Origin of the sequence: Escherichia sp. HH091_1A, assembly GCF_030295175.1 — a bacterium.
In the GTDB taxonomy this organism is placed as follows: domain Bacteria; phylum Pseudomonadota; class Gammaproteobacteria; order Enterobacterales; family Enterobacteriaceae; genus Escherichia; species Escherichia coli_F.
This window is the reverse complement of sequence record NZ_AP025747.1, coordinates 2,625,970-2,651,500: the sequence shown is the minus strand read 5'-3', so window position 1 is coordinate 2,651,500 and position 25,531 is coordinate 2,625,970. Positions and strand designations below refer to the sequence as shown.

The window sequence follows — 25,531 nt, the reverse complement described above, 5'->3', positions numbered from 1 at the left end:
TGAACACCCTCCACAGTACCCCGTGTTCCCCTTCCGTCATCATGCCGCGTATGAAACTGAACATTGCGGCGTTAAGCCTCGAAATTACTAAAGCAACCCACAGCGAAATCCAGCTGTTTCCGGCGGGCGAGTTCAGCGCGGTGGATGGTCGCCCACATACCGATGAAGTCGAAAGCGGTAAATGGGTGCTGACCGCTGAACTGGCCGCGCAGCTTGTCGCGCAGGTGGCCGCCCGTACCACGCCTTTTGTCATTGATTACGAACATCAGACGCTGCGCGCCGTAAACAACGGCAAGCCCGCCCCGGCGGCGGGCTGGTTCAGCCAGGTGGAATGGCGAGAAGGCGCGGGCCTGTATGCCACCGGTGTGGAGTGGACGGATAACGCGGCGGCCATGATTGCCGCCGGTGAGTACAAATTTATTTCCCCTGTTTTTGCCTACAACAAGCGCGGCGAAGTGCTGGAGCTGTTACATGCTGCGCTGACCAATACCCCGGCGCTCGACGGTATGGACGCGGTCATGCTGGCTGCGGCCAGCCGTCTGGCGAGTCTGTCAACTGAAACGGAGAACACAACGGTGGATGAAGAACTGTTAAACGACTTGCTGTCCAGTCTGCGCTGGATGCTTAACCTCCCGGTTACCTCAACGGCGGAAGATATCAAAAACGAGCTGCAAAAGGTCGTTGACATGATTTCGAACGGTCAGGGAACGGCGGCGGCATCCGTCAGCCTGCTGGCCCTGCTGAATCAGAAAGACGAGCAAATCGCCAGCCTGTCAGCCAGTGCCTATGACCCGTCAAAACACATTTCCCTTGCGGCCTTTGAAGAACTTCAGGGGCGTTATGCCGCACTGGCGCAACAGTCCGGTGAGGCCGAAGCCGGGGCACTGATTCAGGCGGCGCTGTCTGACGGGCGACTGCTTCCGGCGCAGGAAGACTGGGCGAAAGATTACGCCGGTCGCGATATCAACGGCTTTAAGTCCTGGCTGGAGAACGCACCAAAACTTGTTGCGCTCAGTCAGACACAGACCGGCGGCAAAGCCCCCAAAACGCCGTCGCCTGCCCCGGCGCAGATTAAAACCGGCGATGACGTTGATGTCGATATCGCCATTTGTTCAATGATGGGCGTTGATCCAGAGGATGTCGCCCGTTACGCAGGAGACAAATAAATGGATCGTAATACCCCCTATCGTGACGGCGAACTGAACCCGGTGCCGGTTGCCGCTGCGACCGAAATTTTTGGCGGTCATATGGTGGCCGTTAACGCATCCGGTTATGCCGTTCCGGCCAGTGCCACGGCCTCACAGATTACGCTGGGCGTGTCTGATGGCTGGGCGGATAACAGCACCGGCAGCGATGGTGATGTCACCGTTCTGGTGCGTTGCGGCAAAGCCTTTCTGATGGCGAACAGCACCTCAGACCCGGTCACACAATCGCAGGTCGGTAAGCTGTGTTACGTGGAAGACAGCGTGACCGTGGCAAAAACCGACAACAGCAGCGCCCGTCCTGTCGCCGGTAAAGTGATCGGCATCTGTGGCGATGGCGTCTGGGTTCATTTCAGTTAAGGAGCAAAACGTGTTAGTCAACGTTAAAAACGTCAAACAGATTTTTATCAATCTGAAGGCCACCTTCCAGAAAGCCTTCGACCAGTCGCCAACTGACTGGCAGAAGGTGGCAATGGAAGTGCCATCAAACGGCAAGGAAAACGACTACAGCTGGTTAAGTCGTTTCCCGAAAATGCGCGAGTGGATTGGTGACAAGGTCGTCAAATCACTGGCGGCATTTAACTACACCATCCGTAACAAGGACTGGGAAGCCACGGTTGAAGTCGATCGTAACGACATCGAGGACGACCAGATTATGGGCTATGCCCTTCAGGCAAAAGGCGCCGGACAGTCGGCGGCAGAACTCCCGGCAGATATTGTGGCGTCCCTTATCAGTAACGGTTTTACCAATCCCTGTTACGACGGTCAGATGTTCTTTGATACCGACCACCTGGTCGCCGGTAAATCGGTGTCCAACAAAGGTACCAAAAAACTCAAAGTTGGCTCGCTTGCCGAGGCGAAAGCCTCCTACGGTGCCGCCCGTACGGCCATGCGTAGTCTGAAAGATGACGAAGGCGCATCCCTCAAAATTCGCCCGAATCTGCTGGTTGTGCCACCGGCGCTGGAGGATGACGCGAACTACCTGATGACCGCCGAGAAGTTCCCGGACGGTACGCCGAACCCGTACCGCAACACCGCCGACGTGCTGGTGATGCCGGAGCTGGCGTCGGATTCTGCGTGGTTCCTGTTTGACACCACCAAACCGGTGAAACCGCTGATTTATCAGCTGCGTAAAAAGCCTGTTTTTGTGGAGCAGACGGACTACAACAGCGACAACGTGTTCAAGCGTAAGAAGTTCCTGTTTGGTGCCGAAGCGCGCTGTAACGGCGGTTACGGCTTCTGGCAGATGGCATTTGGTTCTGATGGTACGACGGAGTAATGCATGGAAAAGGTGATTGAAATTACCGCCCGCCGTGAGGGTTTTCGCCGCTGCGGTGTGGCACACAGCGCAACCACGAAGGAATGGCCTGCGGATGCGTTCACCCCGGAACAGCTGGCGGTGCTGAAGGCTGACCCCATGCTGATTGTGGTGGAGCGCGATAAAGCGTCCGGCCAGAACGACGCGGCCCGGGGTGATGAGCTGGCCGCACAGCTGGATGCCGAGCGTCAGAAAGTCAGCGAACTGACGGCGCAACTGGAAGAAGAACGCCAGAAAGTCAGTGAACTGACCGCACAGCTGAACGCCGCACAGAAAACACAAAAAGCGGACAAAAAGGAGAAGTAACCCATGGCCTACGCCACACCGGAGCAGTTCATCAGGGCGTTCAGTGAACGCGAGGCACGCACACTGACGGATGAAGACATGACGGGATTCATCGACGAAGACAAGCTGGCCTCCGCGCTTGCACGTGCCAGTGCCTGGATTGATGGCTATCTGGTGGGGCGTTACCGGACCCCGTGGCCTGACAGCCCGGGGATTCTGGTGGGTTACTGCTGCGATATCGCCCGTTACCACCTGGCGACCGATTACCGTATCTGCTCAGAAGAAATTCAGATGCGCTACCGGGATGCCATCCGCTTTCTGGAGAAAGTCGCGGCAGGACAAATCAACCTCGGGCGGGATACGTCCGGCAGCGTGATCCAGTCATCGTCACAGGTGCGTATCCGCTCCGGCTCCCGTCAGTTCGGGCGTGAGTCCACGCGGGGAGGTGCATTCTGATTACTGACATTGAACGGGCGCTGGTTGAGCGTCTGCGCTGTGGTCTGGGGCATATGGTGCAGGATGTCCGCACCTATGCCGGTGAACTGGATGAAGACCCGGGCCGGATTGTTCGCAGCCTTCCGGCAGCCTGGGTGACGTTCGGCGGCATCGTGAAAACCGAACGCTATTCCACGTCACGCCGGAAATACATTGCCACCGGACGCTTTGTGGTTGTGGTGGGTGATTACAACACCCGCAGCGAACAGAGCGCCAGACAGGGAGGCACTGTCCGGGATGAAGTCGGGACAAACCAGCTTGTTGAATCCGTCCGTCGCCTGCTGACCGGTCAGGATTTGGGGCTGGAGATTGATTATTTCGAACCCGGGCGGGTCAGGACGCTGTTTAACACCGGCGTGGCAGAGCGGGCAATGTCCGTGTTTGCCTGTGAGTTCGATACCCGCTGGGTGGAGCACGCGCTGGAGAACGGCAAATGGCCGGAGCGCGGCGCAGAAGCGGACCGTCTCTTCAACCGCTACCACGGCAGGCTGTCAGACCCTGACCCGGATTTACTGCGAATTGGTACGCAATACGGCGCAGATATCTGTGGTCTGGATGAATTAAGAGAGCAACAGCATGAACAAAATGAAGGTTAAGGCGGCTCCCGGGGTGAAGTTCCCGATGGAGGATAACGCCCGGAAATACATCACCACGGAAGCGGTGAACGTTGAGAACACCGCTTATTACCGGCGCGCCGTTCAGGACGGTGACCTGATTCTGGTGAAGGATGAGCCTGAAACCACCGTGACGGCTGAACAGGACGCCGTGCAGGTAAAAGCGAAGGCGAAGAGAGAGAAACAGGTGGATTCCGATGAGTGAAATTCAGTTTGACACCATTTCGGGCGGTATCCGTAAGCCCGGTGTGCATTTTGAGTTTAATACCCGGCTGGCCGTTAACACGCTGCCGGGTAATGAACAGCGTGTTCTTGTGATTGGTCCGATGCTGTCAGGCGGCACCGCCACGCCCCTGAATGCCGTTTCCGTGTATTCCGAAGACGAAGCGGATTTGTATTTCGGGGCCGGTTCGCTGGCCGCTGCAATGGCGCGCGCGGCCATTAATGCCAACAGCTATCTGCAACTGGATGTTATCGGTATTGCAGACAGTGGCGCAGGAAAGGCAGCAACCGGCGCGGTTACCGTCAACGGTACGGCAATCAGCAGCGGCACACTGTCGATATGGGTTGCCGGTGAGCAGGTTTCGGTGGATGTGGAAACCGGTGATGAACCGTCGAAAATCATTCCGGCACTGGTGGAAGCAATGACGCAGACGCCCTCGCTTCTGGTGACGGGGGAATACAAATCAGAAACCTCTCAGCTGACGGTGACCACCCGGACCAAAGGAGCCTGGGGGAATGACATCACCCTGTCAGCGTCCACCACGGCAGGTGGTCTGACCGTGAGCGCCACGCCGATGGCGAACGGTGAAATGGACCCGGATATTCAGCCCGCACTGGATGCGGTCTTTGCCGCCGGTCACAACATTCTGATTTGTCCGTTCAGTACCACGCCAGCCCTTGCCGCCCTGAAGCAGCATCTGGAGAAAACCGGGAACGCGATGGAACAGCGCGGCGCGATTGGCTGTGCGGGCTGGACGGGCAGTCTCGGAAACGGGATCACCCTGGCAGCCGGTGTGAACAGCGGGCGCGTGTCCGTCCCCTGGTATCGCGGCTCCGTGAAGCTGCCAGCGGTACTGGCTGCCATCTACGGCGCTGTGATGGCGGGCGAGGAAGACCCGGCGCGTCCGCTGAACTCGCTGGCGCTGTCCGGGCTGGATGTGGTCGCCATGTCACAGCGTGAAAGCCGTAACGAGCAGGAAAACGCCCTGCATAACGGCCTGACGCCGGTTGAGGTTGGCCCGGGTAACACGGTGCAGATTGTGCGTGCGGTCAGTACGTACACGGTTAACGCACAGGGCGTGACTGACGTCTCGTTACTGGATATCACGTCCATCAGAACGCTGGACTACACCCGCAAGGCGTGCCGCGAACGCATCAGCCTTCGCTTCCCGCGCGAAAAACTCAGCACCCGCACTATCGCAAAAGTGGAAAGCGAACTGTATGACGTGCTGATCAAGCTGGAGGAAGCGGAAATTCTGGAGAACGTGGAAGCGAACAAAGCAAAGCTGCGCGTTCAGCGAAACGGGAAAGATGCAAACCGTCTCGACTGCGTGGTTCCGGCGGATGTGGTTAACGGCCTGCATGTGTTTGCCGGTCGCATCGACATGATTTTGTAAGGAGCGCGGTAAATGTCCATTAAAGAATATGTCGGTTCGATTGTGCTGGAGGTGGACAGCCAGGAAATCGAGATCACCGACTTCGATGTTCAGATCAACACCGGGCGAAAGCTGGTCAAGACCATGAACAAAACCGGCAGGGCCAAAGGCTTTGCCCGTGGCATTGCCACTTACGATATTTCAGTTTCGGCGGTTATCCCTGATACCAACGAGCCGGACTGGGAAAATCTGGAAGGTGTGAAAATCTCAATTTATCCGCTCAGCAACAGCGGTAAGCGCACCTCCTATCTGGACTGCTTCACTGTTGAAGTGGGTGAGAAATACACCGTCGACAGTGAAGCGAAAATTGATATCAAAATGGCTGCACTCAGGAAGGTGACAGGATGACTTTGAGTAATACACAGACCGGCGAACTGTCTGATGGCGTGGTATTTAACGGCACCGTTCATAAAAACTTTGAGCTGCGTCTGCCGGTCATGCGTGATAACGGGCAGGCACTGGAAGAAACTGAAGAACGCTTTCAGACGGTGGATGGCTTCGCGGCGGATTATTACTACCGCTGTGCGGTGATGGCGGCAACGCTGGTCCGTCTGGGGGATATTCCGCAGGAAGAACTGACGGCGGAGCTGTTGCACGACAACATGACGCCGGACGATTTTAATATTCTGCTGGCATCACGCAACGTCCTGAAGGTAAAGCGGAACGGCGGGAATCCCGGCTCGCCGGACTCCGGCTCGCAGTCCTCATCCTCGGGCGCTACGGAATAACCGAAGAGCAAATCATGACCATGAGCCGTCCTGAGCTGGACGGCTGGCTTGCCGCCGTTGACAGGCTGAACGGCGGCGGCTCAGGAAGGAAGGACACTTCACAGACCACCCGCCAGTCATTTAAATCCCTCAGAAAGAAACGCAGAAAAGGTAAGCAGAAAAATGGCCGGTAATTTCAAAGTTGGCATGACCCTGACTGCGAAGGACGAAGCCTCGCAGGTTCTGGAAAAGGGAAAAAAGAAGGTTGTAAAAGCCACTGAAGGAGTGGAAAAAGCAACCAAAAAGGCAGGTCAGGAACAGAAACGCACCGATGATGAGAGCGTCAACAGCACAAAAAGGGTTGTCACCGAATTACAGCGTGCAGCCCGTGCCCGGGAAACGCTTGGCATCCGTTCGGAGCATGAAATCCGTCGGGAAATCGCCCTTACTGAAGCCAGTTATAACCGCCTTGCCCGTAGTGGCGTTATGTCTGCCCGCGAACAGGCGCGGGCATGGCGTGCCACGAAAGAGCAAATCCGGGAACTGAAGCGGGAAATGCGTGGTGTCGGCACGCTGGCAAAGGCGGCCAATATTGGCGGCAACGTCCTGACGATTGGTGGTGGTATCGCAGCAGGTGCGGCCATTATGGCGCAGCCGGTCAAAAAGCAGATGAGCTACGAACGCCGGCTGGCAATGATGGCCAATACCGCCTTCAGTGATGGCGGGCTGGAAGGGCGCAGGGCTGGTCTTGAGCAGATGAAAAGCAGCATCCGTAACGCGGTGACCTATGGCGGCGGTACGAAAGAAGACGCAGCCGAAACACTGGATGCCCTGCTGAAAGACGGCATTTCATTTGACACAGCCAACAAGTGGCTGCCTGAACTGATGAAATACGCCACGGCTTCTGGTGCATCTGCAACAGACCTGGCCAACGTAATGGTCAAAGGAAAAAAGACCTTTGGATTCAGGGATGAAGATATTTCCACCGTTCTGAATATGGCGATTGCAGCGGGCAAAGAAGGCAGCTTTGAACTGAACGACATGGCCCGCTGGTTATCCCAGCAAATGGGCGCTGCGTCAGCTGCGGGGATGAAAGGCAAAGATGATTTCGTCAAGATTCTGGCGCTGAATGAAGCTGCCGCCATCACGGCTGGAAGCAGTGATGAAGCCGGAAATAACGTGGTTAACCTGCTGGCAAAACTGACCAGTAAGGATATTGAAACAGCGGCTGCGGGGATAAATTACAACGGTAAGGGAATCGACTTTTCCGGCACGCTGACTGAAGCACGTGAGAATGGACTTAATCCGATAGACGCGCTGTCCAGCCTGATAGACAAAATCGTTGCCAGCGATAAACGCTATCAGGAGCTGCAAAAGAAACTGGCCTCCGCCCGGGATAAAGGCGAGCAGACGGCTGTTTATGATTCGATGGCAACACTCCTTGAAGGCTTTGGTGTCGGAAAGCTGGTTGCAGACCGTCAGGCGTTGATGGCGTTGTTAGCCTACCGTAACAACCCTGAATACCGGAAAAAGGTTGAAGACGCGATTAATCAGCAGCGCACCCTGCCGGAAGGCCAGCGCGCGGGTGATGTGGATTTTAACTTCATATCCGGCCTCAATGACTTTAAAACCGAACAGGCTAAAAACACGCTTGAATTTTCACAAATGGACAGCATGAAAAAGCTGGCGGATGCGTCCGGTACTGTGGCCGATGCCATAAGCTGGGCGGGTGAAAAATTTCCGGGGCTGACCACAGCAGTGGTGGGTGCCACGACCGCGATTGAAGCGATGACCGCAGCGGCTCTGACATGGGCCGGGATCAAAATCCTGACCGGGGGTAAACCCGGTGGCAAGGCTGGCGAGGTTGTCGGTGATGTAATTGAAAACACGGTCAAAAAAGGCAAAGGATTTAAATTCCCCGGCATTGCCGGTAGCCTGCTTTCTTTCGGTGGCACCGTTACGGCACTGGCCACCGCAACCAGCCCGGAAGAAGACGCCGCCGTCGAAGGAAGCGAAGAACGCTGGAAACGCATCCGCGCCCGATATCCCCAGGAAATCATCGACGCCGCCCGCAAAAAATACCAGCCATGGTGGCAGTTTGGGGAAGGCTATTCCACCGAAAACGAAGAATGGTTGAGGCGCTGGGAGGAAGACACGAAAAAAGCCGCATCTGATGCCCTGCCATCACCGGCGCAGGTTAACAAAGCCGCAGGAAACACAACGCCTGAACCGGCATCAACGCAACCCGGACGCATCACCCAGCCGGAATACCTCACGCACTGGGGGCCACCTGCCAGCCCCATTAATTTCACCACACAACTGGTGCTCGATGGTCAGGTCGTGGCGGAGGCAGTGAACAAATACAACCTTCAGGACGGTAACAGAGGCACGGGAGGAACTTACTGATGGGCTGGGCTGAAAACCTGCAAAACGCTTCCTTTCGCGGTGTGCAGTTTGATGTACTGAACACGGATGAGCAAATCAGCCGCGACCATGCGGCCTATGAATACCCGTTTGTTGACGGGGCGGATTTGCACGACCTCGGACGCAAGGCGCGACCGTTCCGCATGACGGCGTTCCTGTGGGGGGAGTATTACGAATATAAACTCGAAAAGCTGATCGCCGCCCTGGACGAAGGCGGCGATGGTGAGCTGATTCATCCGGTTTACGGCTCCGTACCGTCGGTGATTGTGACCGGCTACAGCATTCGCCATGACGCAGAAAGCCCGGACAGCTGCACCATCGACATGAGCTTTCTGGAGAACCGCACCGGCAGCGCGTTGTTCAGCACCCCGTTACCGGAGCTGTTTGCACAGCAGTTATTTGAAGAACTGGATAAGTTACTGGCACAGTTAAGCGAATTATTTGACGCTGTTACGGCCCCTTTAAAGACCATTAACAGCGTGATTAAAAAAATCCAGACGGTACGTGCCACGCTGGTGAATACCCTGCTGATGTTCAAAAGCGATTTTCTCTCATCCATCGACAATATGATGTCACTGGCCAGCGAACCCGGAAAGTTTATCGGCGGGCTGGCAGAGGTGCTGGAAATCCACACGTCAGATGTCGGGCACGCGGTGCCGGTGCTGGAGCGTACTGATTCCGCCACCACGACCGGACTGACCGGGGAAGACAGCGTCGCCAGTTCTGCGACAGTGATGACCTGCTGGAATGAGGTGATGGCAGATATGGATGAGCTGGTCGCGCTGCCGGTCGCACTGGTCAGCGGCGATAAAACGCCGTCTGTGGCACTTCCGCCGGATGCGTCCGTGGAAGACGTGCAGGACGTGAAAGCGGCTTATGCGGTTCTGGCAGCCTCAGAGCTGGCCAGCGTGGCGACGGCGATACTGTCAGATGAGGCCCAGTCAGAGCAGCTTATACCGGCGGATATCGGGCGACTGGTCGGGGATGTGCGCACCCGCTTACAGGCCGCCATCACGCTGTTCCGTGAACGCTATGAAGGCGAACGCGAACGGATAACCGAAACCGCATCACCGCTGGGGCTGATGTACCCGGAAATTATTCAGAGCATGAAGAACGTGGCGGCATCCGTGCAGGATGTCGGTCTGCTGGTTCTGTCACGCCTCCCACCGCTGACGCAGAAACAGGTGCAGGCGGATAGCTGTCTGCTGTTGCTGGCGTGGCAGTGGTACGGCGACTACAGCCGTGCGGCAGAGCTGCAACGTCTGAACCCGCAGCTGCGTGACCCGAACAACATAACCGCCGGGATGGTGATTAATGCCTACGCAAAATAACGACGACAAAATCAGCCTGGTCATTGCCGGAAGGTCGCATTCTGACTGGAGCAGTTATCGTATTGACAGCGATTTCCTGAAAGCCGCCGACGGGTGGCAGCTTCAGCTGGGACTGCCTGAAAAGGTGTTCCCGGCGGATATCGTCCGGGGTGCGCCAGTCCGTTTGCAGGTGGGAGACGAGACGGTCCTCAGTGGTCGCGTGGACAGCGTGCGCCGCAGTGTATCCCGTCAGAGCTGCACGCTGACCCTGTCCGGGCGTGATGATGCCGCCATCCTGGTGGACTGTGCCGCACCGGTGTTCAGCGCCAACCAGCTGACACTGGACGAGGTCATCGACAGGATAGTCAGACCGCTGGGGATACAGCGCATCCGTATTCAGGCGTCCGGTGTGTCACGTAATGACAAGGTCGTTATAGAGCCGGGGATGCGTGCGTGGGATGCACTGGCTAAAGCTGCCGCCGGTCGCGGCTTATGGCCGTGGTTTGAGCCTGACGGGACGCTGGTTGTGGGTGGCCCTGACTACACCACCACGCCGGTGGACACGCTGATTATGAAGCTGGACGGCACCGGGAACAACGTGATGGAGCTGGACGATACCCGGTCCATTAACGGCTGTTTCTCCGAGCTGACGGTGCTGGCCCAGAGCCACGCCCGCCGCGCAGACAGCAAGAAACAACTGGCCGTGGTGCCGCTGGATATCTGGAACAAGGACGGCAGCGTGCGCACATTATCCGGGCAGGACAGCGGTAATACGGACAATGGTCAGACAGGCATTCATAACATGAAAGCCGTGGCCACCGACCCCACCGTGGATTATTACCGCCCGCAGATAATCACCCAGGGCGACACCAGTAACATGGAGCAGGTGAACTGGCGCGCCAAAAAAATGATGAGTGATGCCCGCCTGTCGGGGCTGAATATCGTCGCACTGGTTGCAGGTTATCGCACGACGGACGGTGTCCTGTGGCAGCCCGGCCAGCGTGTGCGAATTGTCAGCGAACCCCACGGCATTGATTCCATCTTTTTCCTGATGGGGCGTGAGTTCAGCGGAGGCCGGAGCGGGCAGACAACCCGGCTCCGCTTTAAGGAGGATGGCGTGTGGATACCAGATGCCTTCCCGCGCGAGAAGAAACGCCATCACCGCAGGGGCAAAAAGAAAAAAGAGGTCGCCATTGTTAAGGTCTGGGAGAAATGATGTGGGACAAGGTTAATCAGCGCATACAGCAGGCACTGGCCGCCGTTCGCCAGGCATTCAGGGTGGTGACCGGTACGGTGGACAGTTCGACCAAAGTACAGTTGCTTCAGCTGAACGGGCTGGCAGGCGAACAGCTGGACGGTGCGGAGTATTTTCAACATTACGGCCTCACCACATCCCCGCCGCCCGGCTCGATGGGTATTGCCGTTCCGCTGAATGGTAATACCTCCCATACCGTCGTCGTGGCCACAGAGCACGGCGCATATCGCCTGACGGAACTGAAACCCGGGGAAGTGGCCCTGTATACCGACGAAGGCGCGAAAATTGTGCTGAAGCGCGGACGTGTGATTGAAACGGAGTGTGATATTTACCGGGTGAAATGTAATTCGTTTGAAGTTGAAGCAAAGGACAGCGCTGGTTTTATTACTCCCCAACTTACCGCAAGTGAGCAATTAATTGCTGAAGGGAAAATATCCGGTAATGGGGGTATGGCCATTAAAGGCGGCAAAGGAAAATATACTGCCACCTTTGAAGGCAATATCAACCACACAAGCGGTGTGATTACCTCCGTTGACGTCACCATTAATGGCGTTAAAATCGGAACGCACAAACACCCGACCCCACACGGCATGTCTGACACGCCGGTTAATTAAGTGCTGAACACCCTCACCTGATTCTGACCTGTCCATGCTGCCAGACTGGCGGCATGGACCAGACGATTTCACCTGCAACCGGCGACTACGAACGCCGCCGGATTTATACACTCCATAACGCGGTTTATCTGCGACTGGCGACACCGCTTGGCAGTTACTGGGCGGATGCGTCGCTGGGGTCACGCCTGCACGAACTGAAGCGGGAAAAAGACGTTTCCCGTGTTCACAGGCTGGCGGCGCAGTATGCCAGCCAGGCACTTCAGCCCCTGCTTGATGACGGGCGGGCAAAATCCATTACCGTTGACACGAAAGCGGGCCAGCGAGGCTGGCTGTTGCTGTTAATCACCGTCACGGATAACGCGGGCACACCGCAGACGTTTGAACACCCTGTGAGGATTATGTAATGCCGTTTCCTGTTCCGGGCGTTGCTGAAAACACAGAACGCCAGCTACGTGATATCGCTAACGCCCTGCCGGGAGAAACCATCGACACCGGCGCTGACAGCGATTACCGCATTCGAGCAAATGCCGTATCCGGCGTGGCGGACGGACTTTATATGCATCAGGGATGGATCCTCCGTCAGGTGTTTCCTGACACGGCAGACCCTGAATATCTGGAGCTGCACTGCCGTACGCGCAATGTTTTTCGTAAAAAAGCAACGGCCTCATCCGGTCCGGTAGTGATTACCGGCACACCCGGTAAGACGCTGCCAGCCGGTGCGGAAATTCGTGGTGAAGGTGTCAGCGTGGCCACCACAGCAGACTGCACCATCGGTGATGAAGGCAGCGCAGAGGTGACGGTAAAAAGCACCGCCACGGGTGTACAGACGAACGCATCCGCAACGCAGACGGCAACGCTGGTCAGCCCGCCGGAAGGCATCAACAGCACGGTGACGATTAAATCCCTGACCGGTGGAACGGACAGGGAAAGTGACACCGACCTGCTGGCGCGTTATCTGGATATCCTGCGCAGGCCGCCCGCTGGCGGTAACAAATATGATTACAAACGCTGGGCGCTGGAAGTGGATGGCGTTACCTCAGCATATGTGGAGCCGTTACGTCGTGGGTTGGGGACGGTTGATGTGGCCATTACGTCAGCCAATGACCTCCCTTCGCAGGAACTGATTAATGCCGTGCTGGCACATATTGAGGAAGTCCGCCCGGTCACAGCGAAGGACACAATGGTACTGGCCCCGACGAAAAAAGCCGTTGATTTCGTTGTTCGGGTAAAAACCAGCGGCCTGACCGTTGAGCAGATAAAACCGCAGATAACTGACGTTATCACGGATTTTATGAACCGGCTGGAGCCGGGGCAGGAATTAATAATTTCACAACTGGAAACCCAGATTTCATTAATTTCCGGTGTCAGTGACCGGCGAATCATTACGCCAGCAGACAACGTAAAAGCCATTATTAACGCGTCAACGTGGGAATGGCTGCGCCCGGGAAATATTGATATTCAGTATTTTCCACGTGAGGGGTGATTTTATGAATATGGTCGATTTATTTCGCGCCATGCTGCCACCTGTCAGTTATGACCTGAACGGGAAATATATTTCCGCAGAACTGACAGCCGAGGCTGACGTCATGGAGGCCGTGAAGGCCTCAGCGGCGCGCGTTCTGGCACAAATCACCCCGTTGCAGGCATCGATGACGCTGTCCGACTGGGAGCGCGTGTACAGTGTTGTCCCCCGTGAAGAGGCAACACAACAGGAGCGGCGGCAGAACATTCTGGTAAAAATGGCAGCCACTGGCGGACTGTCAATCCCTTACTTTAAGAGCCTTGCCGCCAGTCTGGGCTATACCATCACCATTACGGAGCCGCGACCGTTCCGGGTGGGGATAAACCGCTGCGGCGACCGTCTGCTGATACCGGAAATCCGCTGGGCGTGGCAGGTCAACGTTATCGGGACAAAAACACCGGTCTACCGGTTCAGAACGGGCGCATCGGCAACCGGCGAACCTCTGACGGCCTTTGGTGAATCCATTTTAGAAAACACGTTTAAAGACCTTAAACCGGCTTTTACAGACTGTTATTTTACGTATGAGGTGGAGGAATAATGCAGAATTTAATGCCCCCGGTGAATACGCCGGATAAGTTATTTCATGATGGTGACCCGACTCAGGGAATTGAGGGAACCATCGTTACTGCTGAATTTATGAATAATCATCAGGCAGCAACGCGTGATTTGCAGCAGGAGGTGATTAACGTCCTTAAAGAGGCTGGCGTCACCCCTGACCCGGAAAAACAAAACCAGCTGGTTGAGGCGCTGACCTCGTTTATTGGTCAGAAAGTCCCGGATGCATCACTGACGCAAAAAGGCGTGGTGCAGCTTAACAGTGCTGTTAATAGTGAATCAGAAACAGAAGCTGCCACACCAAAAGCGGTCAAAATTGCGATAGATAACGCAAACGCCAGACTGGCAAAAGACCGTAACGGCGCAGACATCCCGAATAAACAGTTGTTTCTGGATAACATCAGCGGTGTGCCAAAAGCACGCAAGGTCAACGGTATGGCCCTGACTTCGGATATCACCATCAGCAGCATCAGCGGCAACGCCGGAACAGCAACCCGCCTTCAGAACGCCCGCAGAATCAACAATGTGCTGTTTGATGGCTCCAGCGATATCACAATCACCAGTACCGATTCTGGTGCTGTGCGTAATTTCCAGTATACCAACGAGGTGTTTCATAATCCCGGCGGTACTGAAATTACATGGACATTCCGGGCACCTTCCGGCTGTCAGTTGTCAGGCATTTATGTCCAGGAAACGGGAGATAATACAGCAGACAATATCGGTGGTGTGTATTACAAATCCGCGCAGATTTATATCAATGGCTCATGGCGCACCGTATCCGGTTAATTAAGGAGAAAATAATGGAACTCAGAAACGTCACGCGTTATTACCCGGAAGAAATGCCTTATGGTGAAAACATTCAGTATTTCCGCAGTGAAGACGGACAGGATTTTTATGAATCACTGGATAAATTCACGAAGAAATACAAATTGTGTATTCACCCTGAAACCGGCGTGATTTATTCGATGGCGGAAGACGTGTCCCGTCTTTATCCGGCTGGTTTCACTATTGTGGAAGTGGACGAACTGCCGGAGGGTTTTGGCATTGAAGCCTGCTGGTATTACCGGGATGGCGAAGTGCTGCCGGTTCCGGTTGATTATTCGCAACTGGCAGAAAAGCAACGCCAGCGTCTTCTGGCTGAAGCCAGGGACATCACCTCCGACTGGAAAACCGAGCTGGGACTGGGCACCATCAGCGACGATGACAAAGCCCGTCTTACGCAGTGGATGGCATATATCAAAGCGGTGAAGGCGCTGGATTTAAGCCTGGTCAGTGATAAATCTTCCTTTGATTTAATTCAGTGGCCGGAAAAACCTGACGTGTAAAACAGTAACGGTCGCTGTCTGGTGACCGTTTTCAGTTCAGAAGGCTTTATGTCTGTATTAATTTCAGGAGCGCTGATTAATGGCGCTGGCATTCCGATGGCGGAATGCAAAATTTATTTAGATGCACTGGTTAATACCAGTGAAGTGGTTATTGAATCATTTGCGGTTATTGAAACCGATGCGGCGGGACAGTATGCCTTTGAAGCACAAAAAGGCAAATACACCGTACACATCAAACAAAAGAACGGCCCTAAGTGCTGTGTGGGTGATATTTCGGTTTACGATGACTCAAAGCCCGGCACACTGAATGATTTTCTGACCGCGCTGGATGAAGGCGACCTCAAGCCCGACGTGGTGAAACGCTTTGAGGAAATGGTGGCGCAGGCGCAGCAGAGCGCGGAAGCAGCAGCGGAAAGCGAGCGACAGGCCGGGCAACATGTCGCTGATGCGCAGAAGATAAAGGAAGACTGCGAGACGCTGGCGGATAACGTACAGCAGAATGCAGAAGCCGTTGCCGAAGACAAAAATCAGGTGGCGTTGCTGGCGTCATCTGCCACACAGGATGCGGCCCGCGCAGAGCAGGCTGTCAAGGATGCCGACACGATAGTCCGGAAAGCGGTCGATAAACTTGCTGATGCCGCAACGCTGACCGGCGAGGCAAAGGCCAGTGCCGAAGCTGCCGCACAAAGCGAACAGAATGCGGAAAATCACGCTGATAATGCAGCACAAAGCGCACAGCAGACCGCGCAGGATGTGGAGGCAACGGTCACCGCACGTGATGATGCGGAACGTTTTGCGGGTGAGGCAGAAAACAGCGCACAGACATCAGGCACAGCGCGGGACGAATCAGTCGATGCCGCCGAACGTGCCCGCCTTTATCATAATGCCGCATCATCAGCTGCAACCAGCGCGGAAAATGCAGCAAATGCTGCACTCGGGCATGAAAACAGCGCCGCTGAATACGCCCGACAGGCTAAAGCCAGCCAGGATGCAGGTGCAGACAATGCGCAGGAAGCGAAACAGTACAGGGATGAGGCGCAGCAGATAGTTGATGACCTGAATGCAACAAATGCCTCCACGACAGAAAAAGGTCTGGTGCAACTGTGTAGTGATACGGACAACGACAGCGAGGAACTGGCTGCCACGCCAAAGGCTGTCAAAACCGTCATGGACGAGACGAAAACAAAAGCGCCACTGGACAGCCCGGCCTTCACCGGCACCCCAACCACCCCAACCCCACCGGATGATGCCGCCGGTCTGGAAGCAGCGAACGCAGCGTTTGTGCGCAAACTGCTTGCTGCGCTGGTTGGCTCATCGCCGGAAGTTCTGGACACCCTGAACGAGCTGGCAGCGGCGCTGGGCAATGACCCGAACTTTGCGACGACAATCACAAACGCGCTGGCAGGCAAACAACCGCTTAATGACGTCTTAACGGCAATCAGCGCACTGACGCAACGGGCAGATAATCTTCTGTACTTCAATACGGACGGGAATGCCTCACTGTCTCTGCTGTCAGAGAAGGGCCGCGCATTGCTGGCGCATGACACGGCTGAAGCCATGCGCACGGAGCTTGAGCTGAGCGCGGCTGCGACGATGGAACCCCAGAGTGATATCCGTGACCGCACACCGGGCAGGCTGGCCCTGTCCGGGATGTATGGGTTTGGACAGGCATTCACCAGCGCCGAAGCTCTGTCATTTAACGGACAGGCTGATTTCGTTATATGGCTGCAGACAGTCACCCCGGGGCGTTATGCGGTCAGTATTGCGGACTCCTCCACGCTGCTGGTGGGCACCACGAAATTTAACGGTATCATTGATGTGATGTGGTCACCCTCTGATAACGATGGTTCAGACTCAGCGCGTAAATTCAAAATGCTGCTGTACTACAACCAGTATTACGAGGATGAGCACAGCATACATTGTATGCGTTATCGCTACAGTGGTAACAGCTGGAATGCAACATCAAGCCTTATTGTGTATGACGGCAACTCCCTGGCATATCTGATGTCCTCAACCGCCGGTAATGGTCCGTTCTCATATTACCAATACCCGGCCGTCGGTGTGCCGATTATGGCGGTATATCAGGGAGAAAGTTTTGGTGAAAATGCTTCTCTGGGACTCGGTGATACTGTGCCGGGTTCCCGTCTTGGTCCTCTGGCCATGAGTGCACAGGTTAGTGATACAGGGACATACGCATCCTCACCGCAGGTTGTGATTGGCGGTGCCGGTGAATACAACTTCCCCGGTCGTTACACGGCGCTTTCGGGCCTGGGTAACAATTATGGTACTCAGCGTGGCTTTATCGGTCTTTTTGTACGCATTGAGTAATGAGGAAATCAGGCATGAAAATCAGAGCGGTGAAAGGTATCAGAAACGCACATTATCTTGAAAATGGTGCGGTTGACTGCGAGGTGTTATTTGAAGGTGAAACGGAGTTCGCCCTGTATACTGCCATACAGGATGATATGGCCCCGACAGGCCAGCATGTCTGGCAGGAGCTGCAAAGCGGGAAATGGGGCGAAATCGCCCCGTTCACCGTCACGCCGGAACTTATTGCAGCGGCAAAGGATGCCAAAAGGCGGGAAATTGAGGCATGGCGCGACAGTCAGGAAAACGTTGAGTTTATTTTCACGTTTGATGGCCGTCGTTTTGATGGCGGAAAAACCTCGCAGTCACGCCTTGCCCCCGTGGTTGCAACAGCACAGGCCGGACTGCTTCCGGATGGTTTTTTCTGGACTGATGCGGATAATAACAACGTCGTACTGACCAGGGAGAAACTTATTGCGCTGAACGATGCCATGATGGTGGCCATGGTGGCGGAGGGCTTTAAAATCCACGAACGTCAGCGGAAGATGAAAGAGGAACTGAGTAGCCTGGAGGATTTACGCTCAATCAGAGCGATGGCGATTAGTGGTAATTAGCGGTCAATTCTGGGCTTTTGGGTTGCGCGCTCCCCGCCCGGAATTGCGCGTCAATTAGCCCAGAAAAAAACGCGAAGTTACAGCCTGCCCATAAAGAGCACCGAGAATACGTTCTGTTTTCATTTAACTTCCCCTTGTGTCAACGCAATATCGCGATCATCGACCTTGATAGCCGTAATTTCGTTGTCGGATTCGCGGAAAAAAATCATGAACAGCACGGCGATAATGGCAATCATCACCGCGCCGAAAGTCCACATCCCGGACCAGTTGAAAGTCAGTCCGTTTACCGGTTCCGGATAAGCGAACATCTTTTCCATCATCACACCGCCAAGACGATAGCCGAGCAAACTGCCGAATCCCTGGCAGCAGAGCGTGATCAGCCCCTGCGCAGCGGTACGCATATGCACGGGGGCTTTTTTATCGACATAGATGTAAGCGGTAACGTAGTAAAAATCGTAACTTACTCCATGCAGCAAAATGCCGAGGAACAGTAACGCGTAGGTGAAATATTCATCCGCACTACCGTAAATAAAGAAGCCATAGCGGATCGCTGCGGTGACCAGACCAAGTAATAATACCTTTTTGATACCAAAGCGTTTGGTAAAAAACGGCAATGCCAGCATAAAGAAGATTTCAGAGAACTGGCCGAGCGTCATCCAGCCGGTGGCATTTTTCATGCCGACTTCTGTCAGATAACCGTTGGCAAAGATGTAATAGAACGCCAGTGGCATCGCAAACAGGAATGAACAGAAGAAAAAGACGAGGAAGTTTTTATCGCGCAGCAGGATCAGCGCATCCAGGCCGAGCATGACTTTAATGTCCATTTTGCCGGTGCTTTTTGGCGGCGTGTCGGGCAGGAAAAACGCAAACACACCGAGCAGAGCAGAACTTCCGGCGGTAATCAGCAGCGGGATGTTAGTCGGAGAGATATCGGCATAACCCAGCATTTGCGGCAAAAATCCACATGCCAGACCGGAGGCAATCCAGCCGATAGTGCCCATCACACGAATGCGTGGGAAATCACGTTCCACATCCGGCTCGTTGGCAAAAGCGATACTGTTAGTCAGCGCAATGGTCGGCATATAGGTTAGCGAGTAGGCCAGCAGTAACGGGAAGAACCCGGCAAAAGTGGTCTGTTGCGCAGCGAAATACATCAGCGCCGCACCAGCGAACATCAATACCGCCAGCACTTTCTGCGCCGAGAAAAAGCGGTCAGTGATGGAGCCAACCAGAATTGGCGACAGGATCGCCGCAATGGCGGTACAGGCATACGACCAGCCAATTTCTCCGGCACTAAAACCGCTTTTACTTAACCACAACCACAATGGCACAAACCACGCGCCCCAGATAAACCATTCAACAAACATCATGAACGACAGCTTTGCTGTTGTTTTCATCTTTTAATTCCTTCATGACAGGTAATGTAAGGTACGCGATGACAATACCATTTAATAATACCTTTTAAATACCATTGCGGTGAAAACTTGACCGCGGTAACATTTTTTCTGATGAATCGAGCCAACAGAAAACGCTGAAAAAACATCCAAAAGATGGAAAAACTCGCCTGTAACGACCAGGATTATGATTGCCCGCAAAAGGCGGGCCAGGACAATCCATAGCCGATATCCAATCGGAATTTACGGGAGCATAGTAATGACAGATATTGCGCAGTTGCTTGGCAAAGACGCCGACAACCTTTTACAGCACCGTTGTATGACTATTCCTTCTGACCAGCTTTATCTCCCCGGACATGACTACGTAGACCGCGTGATGATTGACAATAATCGCCCGCCAGCGGTGTTACGTAATATGCAGACGTTGTACAACACTGGGCGTCTGGCTGGCACAGGATATCTTTCTATTCTGCCGGTTGACCAGGGCGTTGAGCACTCTGCCGGAGCTTCATTTGCCGCTAACCCGCTCTACTTTGACCCGAAAAACATTGTTGAACTGGCGATCGAAGCGGGCTGTAACTGTGTGGCGTCAACTTACGGCGTGCTGGCATCGGTATCGCGGCGTTACGCGCATCGCATTCCATTCCTTGTCAAACTTAATCACAACGAGACGCTAAGTTACCCGAATACCTACGATCAAACGCTGTATGCCAGCGTGGAGCAGGCGTTCAACATGGGCGCGATGGCGGTTGGGGCGACTATCTATTTTGGCTCGGAAGAGTCACGTCGCCAGATTGAAGAAATTTCTGCGGCCTTTGAACGCGCGCATGAGCTGGGCATGGTGACCGTGCTGTGGGCCTATTTGCGTAACTCCGCCTTTAAGAAAGATGGCGTTGATTACCATGTTTCCGCCGACCTGACAGGTCAGGCGAACCATCTGGCGGCAACCATAGGCGCAGATATCGTCAAACAAAAAATGGCGGAAAATAACGGCGGCTATAAAGCGATTAATTACGGTTATACCGACGATCGCGTTTACAGCAAGTTGACCAGCGAAAACCCGATTGATCTGGTGCGTTATCAGTTAGCTAACTGCTATATGGGCCGGGCAGGGTTGATAAACTCCGGCGGTGCTGCGGGCGGTGAAACTGACCTCAGCGATGCAGTGCGTACTGCGGTCATCAACAAACGCGCTGGCGGAATGGGGCTGATTCTTGGACGTAAGGCGTTCAAGAAATCGATGGCTGACGGCGTGAAACTGATTAACGCCGTGCAGGACGTTTATCTCGATAGCAAAATTACTATCGCCTGATACGCCTCATACGAACAGCACTACCCCGTAGGGCGGATAAGGCGTTCACACCGCATCCGGCAACCTATGCCTGATGCGACGCTGAAGCGTCTTATCATGCCTACACAGCGCTGCCACGTATGCCGGATAAGGCGTTTACGTTGCATCCGGCATAAAAACACGCGCACTTCGTTACGGCTTCCCCCGGGAGGCCGTTTTTTTTTCCTGTCATTCTGATTAATTTTCATATTGTCGTTTTTGTGATCGTTATCTCGACATTTGAAAACAAATAATTTCATTATATTTTGAAATCGAAAACAAACGACATGATGTGAAAATGTACGTGGTATCGACAAAGCAGATGCTGAACAACGCGCAGCGCGGCGGTTATGCGGTTCCGGCATTCAATATTCACAATCTCGAAACGATGCAAGTGGTGGTGGAAACCGCTGCCAGCATGCATGCGCCGGTCATCATCGCCGGAACGCCCGGTACATTTACTCATGCTGGTACAGAAAATCTGGTGGCGCTGGTCAGCGCTATGGCGGAGCACTATCACCATCCATTGGCGATTCACCTCGACCATCACACGAAATTTGACGATATCGCTCAGAAAGTTCGTTCAGGTGTGCGCTCGGTAATGATCGACGCCTCGCATTTGCCTTATGCGCAAAATATTGCACGGGTAAAAGAGGTGGTGGATTTTTGCCATCGCTTTGATGTCAGCGTCGAAGCGGAGCTGGGGCAGCTTGGGGGCCAGGAAGATGATGTACAAGTCAATGAAGCTGATGCGTTGTATACCAACCCCATTCAGGCGCGTGAATTTGCCGAGACAACCGGGATTGATTCCCTGGCGGTCGCCATCGGCACGGCTCACGGTATGTATGCCAGCGCACCGGCGCTTGATTTTTCTCGACTGGAGAACATTCGCCAGTGGGTGAACTTACCGCTGGTGCTGCATGGCGCGTCAGGGTTATCGACTAAGGATATTCAGCAAACCATCAAACTGGGGATATGCAAAATCAACGTTGCAACGGAGCTGAAAAATGCATTCTCGCAGGCGTTAAAAAATTACCTGACCGAGCACCCTGAAGCGACTGACCCCCGGGATTATTTGCAGTCGGCTAAATCCGCAATGCGCGATGTGGTGAGCAAAGTGATTGCCGATTGTGGCTGCGAGGGCAGGGCATAACGCACCTGCCATTTAACAAGGAAAAAACATGAAAACGTTAATTGCCCGGCATAAAGCTGGTGAACATATTGGCATATGTTCAGTCTGTTCTGCCCATCCGTTGGTTATCGAAGCGGCGCTGGCATTTGATCGCAACAGCACGCGTAAAGTGCTGATTGAAGCAACGTCAAACCAGGTCAATCAATTTGGCGGTTATACCGGAATGACACCGGCGGACTTTCGCGAATTTGTGTTTGCGATTGCCGATAAAGTCGGATTTGCTCGTGAGCGTATCATTCTCGGCGGCGACCATCTGGGACCGAACTGCTGGCAGCAAGAAAATGCGGATACGGCGATGGAAAAATCCGTCGAGCTGGTAAAAGCATATGTTCGAGCGGGGTTCAGTAAAATTCACCTTGATGCGTCAATGTCATGTGCGGGGGATCCAATACCATTAGCGCCAGAAACGGTTGCTGAACGTGCTGCCGTGCTTTGTCAGGCGGCGGAAAGTGTGGCGACAGATTACCAGCGTGAGCAACTGAGCTATGTCATTGGCACCGAAGTTCCGGTTCCGGGCGGTGAGGCCAGCGCCATTCAGTCAGTACACATTACCCGGGTTGAAGATGCCGCCAATACTTTACGTACGCATCAAAAGGCCTTTATTGCTCGTGGGCTGACAGAGGCGTTAACACGCGTGATTGCCATCGTGGTACAGCCGGGTGTGGAATTTGATCACAGCAATATTATCCATTATCAGCCGCAAGAAGCGCAGGCGCTGGCGCAATGGATAGAAAACACCCGAATGGTTTATGAAGCACATTCTACCGATTACCAGACCCGGACGGCTTATTGGGAATTAGTCCGCGATCGCTTTGCAATTTTGAAAGTAGGGCCAGCATTAACCTTTGCTCTACGTGAGGCGATATTTGCGTTGGCACAAATTGAGCAAGAGCTTATCGGCCCCGAAAATCGTAGCAGTTGCCTGGCGGTGATTGAAGAAGTGATGCTCGATGAACCGCAGTACTGGAAAAAATATTATCGCACGGGTTTTAACGATTCATTACTGGATATTCGTTACAGCCTGTCGGATCGTATTCGTTATTACTGGCCGCATAGTCGAATTAAAAATAGCGTTGAAACGATGATGGCGAATCTGGAAGACGTGGACATCCCACTGGGCATGATTAGTCAGTATCTACCCAAACAATTTGAACGCATACAGTCCGGGGAATTATCGGCAATACCGTATCAGTTGATTATGGATAAAATTTATGATGTTTTGCGTGCCTATCGCTACGGCTGTGCGGAATAAGGACGGTATATGACTAACCTGTTTGTTCGTAGCGGAATTTCTTTTGTCGATCGTAGCGAAGTTTTAACTCATATCGGTAATGAGATGATCGCGAAAGGTGTGGTTCATGAAACCTGGCCACAGGCATTAATTGCCAGAGAAGCAGAATTCCCCACCGGGATAATGCTTGAACAGCACGCCATTGCAATACCGCATTGTGAGGCGATTCATGCTAAGTCGTCAGCCATTTATCTGTTAAGGCCAACAAATAAAGTTCATTTTCAGCAAGCGGATGATGATAGCGACGTGGCGGTATCGTTGGTTATTGCGTTGATTGTGGAAAATCCGCAGCAGCAATTGAAACTTTTACGCTGTTTATTTGGCAAGTTACAACAGCCCGAGATCGTCGAGACACTAATCACTCTTCCTGAAACCCAGTTAAAGGAATACTTCACAAAGTATGTTTTAGATTCAGACGAATAAATCCCTCTGTAACAATAAAAAGGACTATTTATGAAACGCAAGATTATTGTCGCTTGCGGAGGCGCGGTTGCGACCTCTACGATGGCGGCGGAAGAAATTAAAGAGTTGTGTCATAGCCATAATATCCCCGTTGAATTAATCCAGTGTCGGGTTAATGAAATAGAGACCTATATGGATGGCGTGCATTTGATATGTACTACCGCCAAAGTTGACCGTAGTTTTGGCGATATTCCGTTAGTACACGGCATGCCTTTTGTTTCTGGTGTCGGTATCGAAGCATTACAAAATAAAATTCTGACTATCTTACAGGGGTGACCTATGTTTTCAGAAGTCATGCGTTATATTCTCGACCTCGGCCCTACGGTCATGTTGCCGATTGTCATCATTATTTTTTCTAAGATATTAGGCATGAAGGCAGGCGATTGCTTTAAAGCGGGTCTGCATATCGGGATTGGCTTTGTTGGCATTGGCCTTGTGATTGGCTTAATGCTGGATTCCATTGGCCCGGCGGCGAAAGCGATGGCGGAAAATTTCGACCTGAATCTGCATGTGGTCGATGTCGGCTGGCCGGGCTCTTCACCCATGACCTGGGCGTCGCAAATTGCGCTGGTGGCGATTCCGATTGCGATTCTGGTTAACGTGGCGATGCTACTGACCCGTATGACGCGGGTGGTAAATGTTGATATATGGAATATCTGGCATATGACCTTCACCGGCGCATTGCTGCATCTGGCAACCGGTTCATGGATGATAGGGATGGCGGGTGTGGTAATTCACGCGGCGTTTGTTTATAAGCTCGGCGACTGGTTTGCCCGCGATACCCGAAATTTCTTTGAGCTGGAAGGCATTGCTATTCCGCACGGTACGTCGGCGTATCTGGGGCCAATTGCGGTGCTGGTGGATGCTATCATCGACAAAATCCCAGGCGTTAACCGTATTAAATTTAGCGCCGACGATATTCAGCGCAAATTTGGCCCATTTGGCGAACCTGTCACCGTGGGCTTTGTGATGGGGCTGATTATCGGCATCCTCGCGGGTTACGATGTCAAAGGTGTATTGCAGCTGGCGGTAAAAACGGCGGCAGTTATGCTGCTGATGCCACGGGTGATTAAACCCATCATGGATGGTTTAACGCCCATCGCTAAGCAGGCCCGTAGTCGTTTACAGGCGAAGTTCGGCGGTCAGGAGTTCCTGATTGGCCTTGATCCGGCGTTGCTGCTGGGGCATACGGCGGTGGTATCGGCAAGCCTGATTTTTATCCCGCTCACCATTTTAATTGCTGTTTGTGTTCCGGGTAATCAGGTACTGCCGTTTGGCGACCTTGCCACCATCGGCTTCTTTGTTGCGATGGCAGTTGCCGTGCATCGTGGAAATCTGTTCCGCACCTTAATCTCGGGTGTCATCATTATGAGCATCACCCTGTGGATCGCGACGCAAACTATTGGTTTGCACACCCAACTGGCGGCTAATGCTGGGGCGTTAAAAGCCGGGGGCATGGTGGCTTCAATGGATCAGGGCGGTTCTCCCATTACCTGGTTACTGATTCAGGTTTTCTCCCCGCAAAATATTCCCGGTTTCATTATTATCGGTGCCATTTATCTTACCGGTATTTTCATGACCTGGCGTAGAGCGCGCGGCTTTATTAAACAAGAGAAAGCCGTTCTCGCAGAATAATTTTTACCTGAGGGGGAGTTTA

The 25,531-nt window shown here is 53.7% G+C and carries 29 protein-coding genes; 28 read left to right on the top strand and 1 reads right to left on the bottom strand.

Features of this window, described 5'->3' with window-relative positions:
• The first annotated feature begins 50 nt into the window (after window positions 1–50).
• Genes QUF14_RS13460 through QUF14_RS13355 form a run of 22 tightly spaced genes read left to right on the top strand, consistent with a single transcriptional unit; the run spans window position 51 to window position 18,205 of the window.
• Window positions 51–1,166: a phage protease gene (locus QUF14_RS13460; RefSeq protein ID WP_286333528.1), complete on the top strand. Its 1,116-nt coding sequence runs from the start codon at window positions 51–53 to the stop codon at window positions 1,164–1,166.
• A complete protein-coding gene (locus QUF14_RS13455) occupies window positions 1,167–1,562 on the top strand; it encodes a hypothetical protein (RefSeq protein WP_042971144.1) in 396 nt (131 codons plus the stop codon). It abuts the gene before it with no gap.
• A 10-nt stretch (window positions 1,563–1,572) separates the two neighbouring features.
• Window positions 1,573–2,481, top strand: coding sequence for a Mu-like prophage major head subunit gpT family protein (locus QUF14_RS13450; protein WP_135452230.1), 909 nt, complete (start codon window positions 1,573–1,575; stop codon window positions 2,479–2,481).
• Between the two features lie 3 nt (window positions 2,482–2,484).
• On the top strand, window positions 2,485–2,826 hold the full coding sequence (locus QUF14_RS13445; RefSeq protein WP_001402713.1) for an HI1506-related protein: 342 nt from the start codon (window positions 2,485–2,487) through the stop codon (window positions 2,824–2,826).
• 3 nt (window positions 2,827–2,829) lie between these two features.
• Window positions 2,830–3,261 (top strand): gp436 family protein, encoded by a 432-nt coding sequence (locus QUF14_RS13440; RefSeq protein WP_286333527.1) that lies wholly within the window; start codon window positions 2,830–2,832, stop codon window positions 3,259–3,261.
• Window positions 3,258–3,896, top strand: coding sequence for a DUF1834 family protein (locus QUF14_RS13435; protein ID WP_071988111.1), 639 nt, complete (start codon window positions 3,258–3,260; stop codon window positions 3,894–3,896). Before QUF14_RS13440 ends, QUF14_RS13435 begins: the two co-directional genes overlap by 4 nt.
• Window positions 3,877–4,119 (top strand): DUF2635 domain-containing protein, encoded by a 243-nt coding sequence (locus tag QUF14_RS13430; protein WP_042966132.1) that lies wholly within the window; start codon window positions 3,877–3,879, stop codon window positions 4,117–4,119. Before QUF14_RS13435 ends, QUF14_RS13430 begins: the two co-directional genes overlap by 20 nt.
• Window positions 4,112–5,533 (top strand): phage tail sheath C-terminal domain-containing protein, encoded by a 1,422-nt coding sequence (locus QUF14_RS13425; protein WP_286333184.1) that lies wholly within the window; start codon window positions 4,112–4,114, stop codon window positions 5,531–5,533. The genes QUF14_RS13430 and QUF14_RS13425 overlap by 8 nt, the downstream gene beginning before the upstream one ends.
• Before the next feature lie 12 nt (window positions 5,534–5,545).
• Entirely contained in the window at window positions 5,546–5,920 is a 375-nt protein-coding gene (locus tag QUF14_RS13420) for a hypothetical protein (RefSeq protein WP_000023097.1), read from the top strand.
• Window positions 5,917–6,300 carry a hypothetical protein gene (locus QUF14_RS13415; protein ID WP_141220723.1) on the top strand — a complete coding sequence of 128 codons (384 nt, stop codon included), beginning with the start codon at window positions 5,917–5,919 and terminating at the stop codon, window positions 6,298–6,300. Before QUF14_RS13420 ends, QUF14_RS13415 begins: the two co-directional genes overlap by 4 nt.
• A 14-nt stretch (window positions 6,301–6,314) precedes the next feature.
• Window positions 6,315–6,473, top strand: coding sequence for a hypothetical protein (locus QUF14_RS13410; RefSeq protein WP_000178828.1), 159 nt, complete (start codon window positions 6,315–6,317; stop codon window positions 6,471–6,473).
• Window positions 6,463–8,685 carry a phage tail tape measure protein gene (locus tag QUF14_RS13405; protein ID WP_042966135.1) on the top strand — a complete coding sequence of 741 codons (2,223 nt, stop codon included), beginning with the start codon at window positions 6,463–6,465 and terminating at the stop codon, window positions 8,683–8,685. The genes QUF14_RS13410 and QUF14_RS13405 overlap by 11 nt, the downstream gene beginning before the upstream one ends.
• Window positions 8,685–10,034 (top strand): DNA circularization protein, encoded by a 1,350-nt coding sequence (locus tag QUF14_RS13400; protein WP_148050630.1) that lies wholly within the window; start codon window positions 8,685–8,687, stop codon window positions 10,032–10,034. The genes QUF14_RS13405 and QUF14_RS13400 overlap by 1 nt, the downstream gene beginning before the upstream one ends.
• A complete protein-coding gene (locus tag QUF14_RS13395) occupies window positions 10,018–11,229 on the top strand; it encodes a phage baseplate assembly protein (RefSeq protein ID WP_286333504.1) in 1,212 nt (403 codons plus the stop codon). Before QUF14_RS13400 ends, QUF14_RS13395 begins: the two co-directional genes overlap by 17 nt.
• The gene (locus tag QUF14_RS13390; RefSeq protein WP_042966138.1) at window positions 11,229–11,882 is read left to right on the top strand and encodes a phage baseplate assembly protein V; all 654 of its coding nucleotides are present in this window, start codon (window positions 11,229–11,231) and stop codon (window positions 11,880–11,882) included. The genes QUF14_RS13395 and QUF14_RS13390 overlap by 1 nt, the downstream gene beginning before the upstream one ends.
• Window positions 11,883–11,935: 53 nt before the next feature.
• Window positions 11,936–12,286 (top strand): phage GP46 family protein, encoded by a 351-nt coding sequence (locus QUF14_RS13385; protein ID WP_000372931.1) that lies wholly within the window; start codon window positions 11,936–11,938, stop codon window positions 12,284–12,286.
• A complete protein-coding gene (locus QUF14_RS13380; RefSeq protein WP_075842596.1) occupies window positions 12,286–13,365 on the top strand; it encodes a baseplate J/gp47 family protein in 1,080 nt (359 codons plus the stop codon). Before QUF14_RS13385 ends, QUF14_RS13380 begins: the two co-directional genes overlap by 1 nt.
• A gap of 4 nt (window positions 13,366–13,369) precedes the next feature.
• Window positions 13,370–13,942: a YmfQ family protein gene (locus tag QUF14_RS13375; protein WP_042966140.1), complete on the top strand. Its 573-nt coding sequence runs from the start codon at window positions 13,370–13,372 to the stop codon at window positions 13,940–13,942.
• A complete protein-coding gene (locus QUF14_RS13370; RefSeq protein WP_042966141.1) occupies window positions 13,942–14,745 on the top strand; it encodes a phage tail protein in 804 nt (267 codons plus the stop codon). The genes QUF14_RS13375 and QUF14_RS13370 overlap by 1 nt, the downstream gene beginning before the upstream one ends.
• Window positions 14,746–14,759: 14 nt before the next feature.
• The gene (locus QUF14_RS13365; RefSeq protein WP_042966142.1) at window positions 14,760–15,284 is read left to right on the top strand and encodes a tail fiber assembly protein; all 525 of its coding nucleotides are present in this window, start codon (window positions 14,760–14,762) and stop codon (window positions 15,282–15,284) included.
• Between the two features lie 48 nt (window positions 15,285–15,332).
• A complete protein-coding gene (locus tag QUF14_RS13360) occupies window positions 15,333–17,612 on the top strand; it encodes a prophage tail fiber N-terminal domain-containing protein (protein ID WP_286333204.1) in 2,280 nt (759 codons plus the stop codon).
• 14 nt (window positions 17,613–17,626) lie between these two features.
• Window positions 17,627–18,205 carry a DUF4376 domain-containing protein gene (locus tag QUF14_RS13355; protein WP_105282975.1) on the top strand — a complete coding sequence of 193 codons (579 nt, stop codon included), beginning with the start codon at window positions 17,627–17,629 and terminating at the stop codon, window positions 18,203–18,205.
• A 119-nt stretch (window positions 18,206–18,324) separates the two neighbouring features.
• Here the strand turns inward: QUF14_RS13355 and QUF14_RS13350 are convergent, their stop codons facing one another.
• Complete coding sequence (locus QUF14_RS13350; protein ID WP_100733660.1) at window positions 18,325–19,602, bottom strand: nucleoside permease; 1,278 nt, start codon at window positions 19,600–19,602, stop codon at window positions 18,325–18,327.
• A gap of 256 nt (window positions 19,603–19,858) precedes the next feature.
• Between QUF14_RS13350 and fbaB the strand changes: the two genes are divergently transcribed.
• The 6 genes from fbaB to QUF14_RS13320 all read left to right on the top strand — a co-directional run bounded on the left by fbaB (window position 19,859) and on the right by QUF14_RS13320 (window position 25,509).
• On the top strand, window positions 19,859–20,911 hold the full coding sequence (gene fbaB, locus QUF14_RS13345) for a class I fructose-bisphosphate aldolase (RefSeq protein WP_000129546.1): 1,053 nt from the start codon (window positions 19,859–19,861) through the stop codon (window positions 20,909–20,911).
• Window positions 20,912–21,227: 316 nt separating this feature from the next.
• Complete coding sequence (gene gatY, locus QUF14_RS13340; protein ID WP_000289807.1) at window positions 21,228–22,082, top strand: tagatose-bisphosphate aldolase subunit GatY; 855 nt, start codon at window positions 21,228–21,230, stop codon at window positions 22,080–22,082.
• A 28-nt stretch (window positions 22,083–22,110) separates the two neighbouring features.
• Window positions 22,111–23,373 carry a tagatose-bisphosphate aldolase subunit GatZ gene (gene gatZ, locus QUF14_RS13335; protein WP_000853843.1) on the top strand — a complete coding sequence of 421 codons (1,263 nt, stop codon included), beginning with the start codon at window positions 22,111–22,113 and terminating at the stop codon, window positions 23,371–23,373.
• A 9-nt stretch (window positions 23,374–23,382) separates the two neighbouring features.
• Window positions 23,383–23,835 (top strand): PTS galactitol transporter subunit IIA, encoded by a 453-nt coding sequence (gene gatA, locus QUF14_RS13330; RefSeq protein WP_000182884.1) that lies wholly within the window; start codon window positions 23,383–23,385, stop codon window positions 23,833–23,835.
• A gap of 30 nt (window positions 23,836–23,865) precedes the next feature.
• Window positions 23,866–24,150 (top strand): PTS galactitol transporter subunit IIB, encoded by a 285-nt coding sequence (gene gatB, locus QUF14_RS13325; RefSeq protein ID WP_000823262.1) that lies wholly within the window; start codon window positions 23,866–23,868, stop codon window positions 24,148–24,150.
• Between the two features lie 3 nt (window positions 24,151–24,153).
• Window positions 24,154–25,509, top strand: a complete 1,356-nt coding sequence (locus QUF14_RS13320; RefSeq protein ID WP_000490659.1) for a PTS galactitol transporter subunit IIC — start codon at window positions 24,154–24,156, stop codon at window positions 25,507–25,509.
• Window positions 25,510–25,531: the final 22 nt, after the last annotated feature.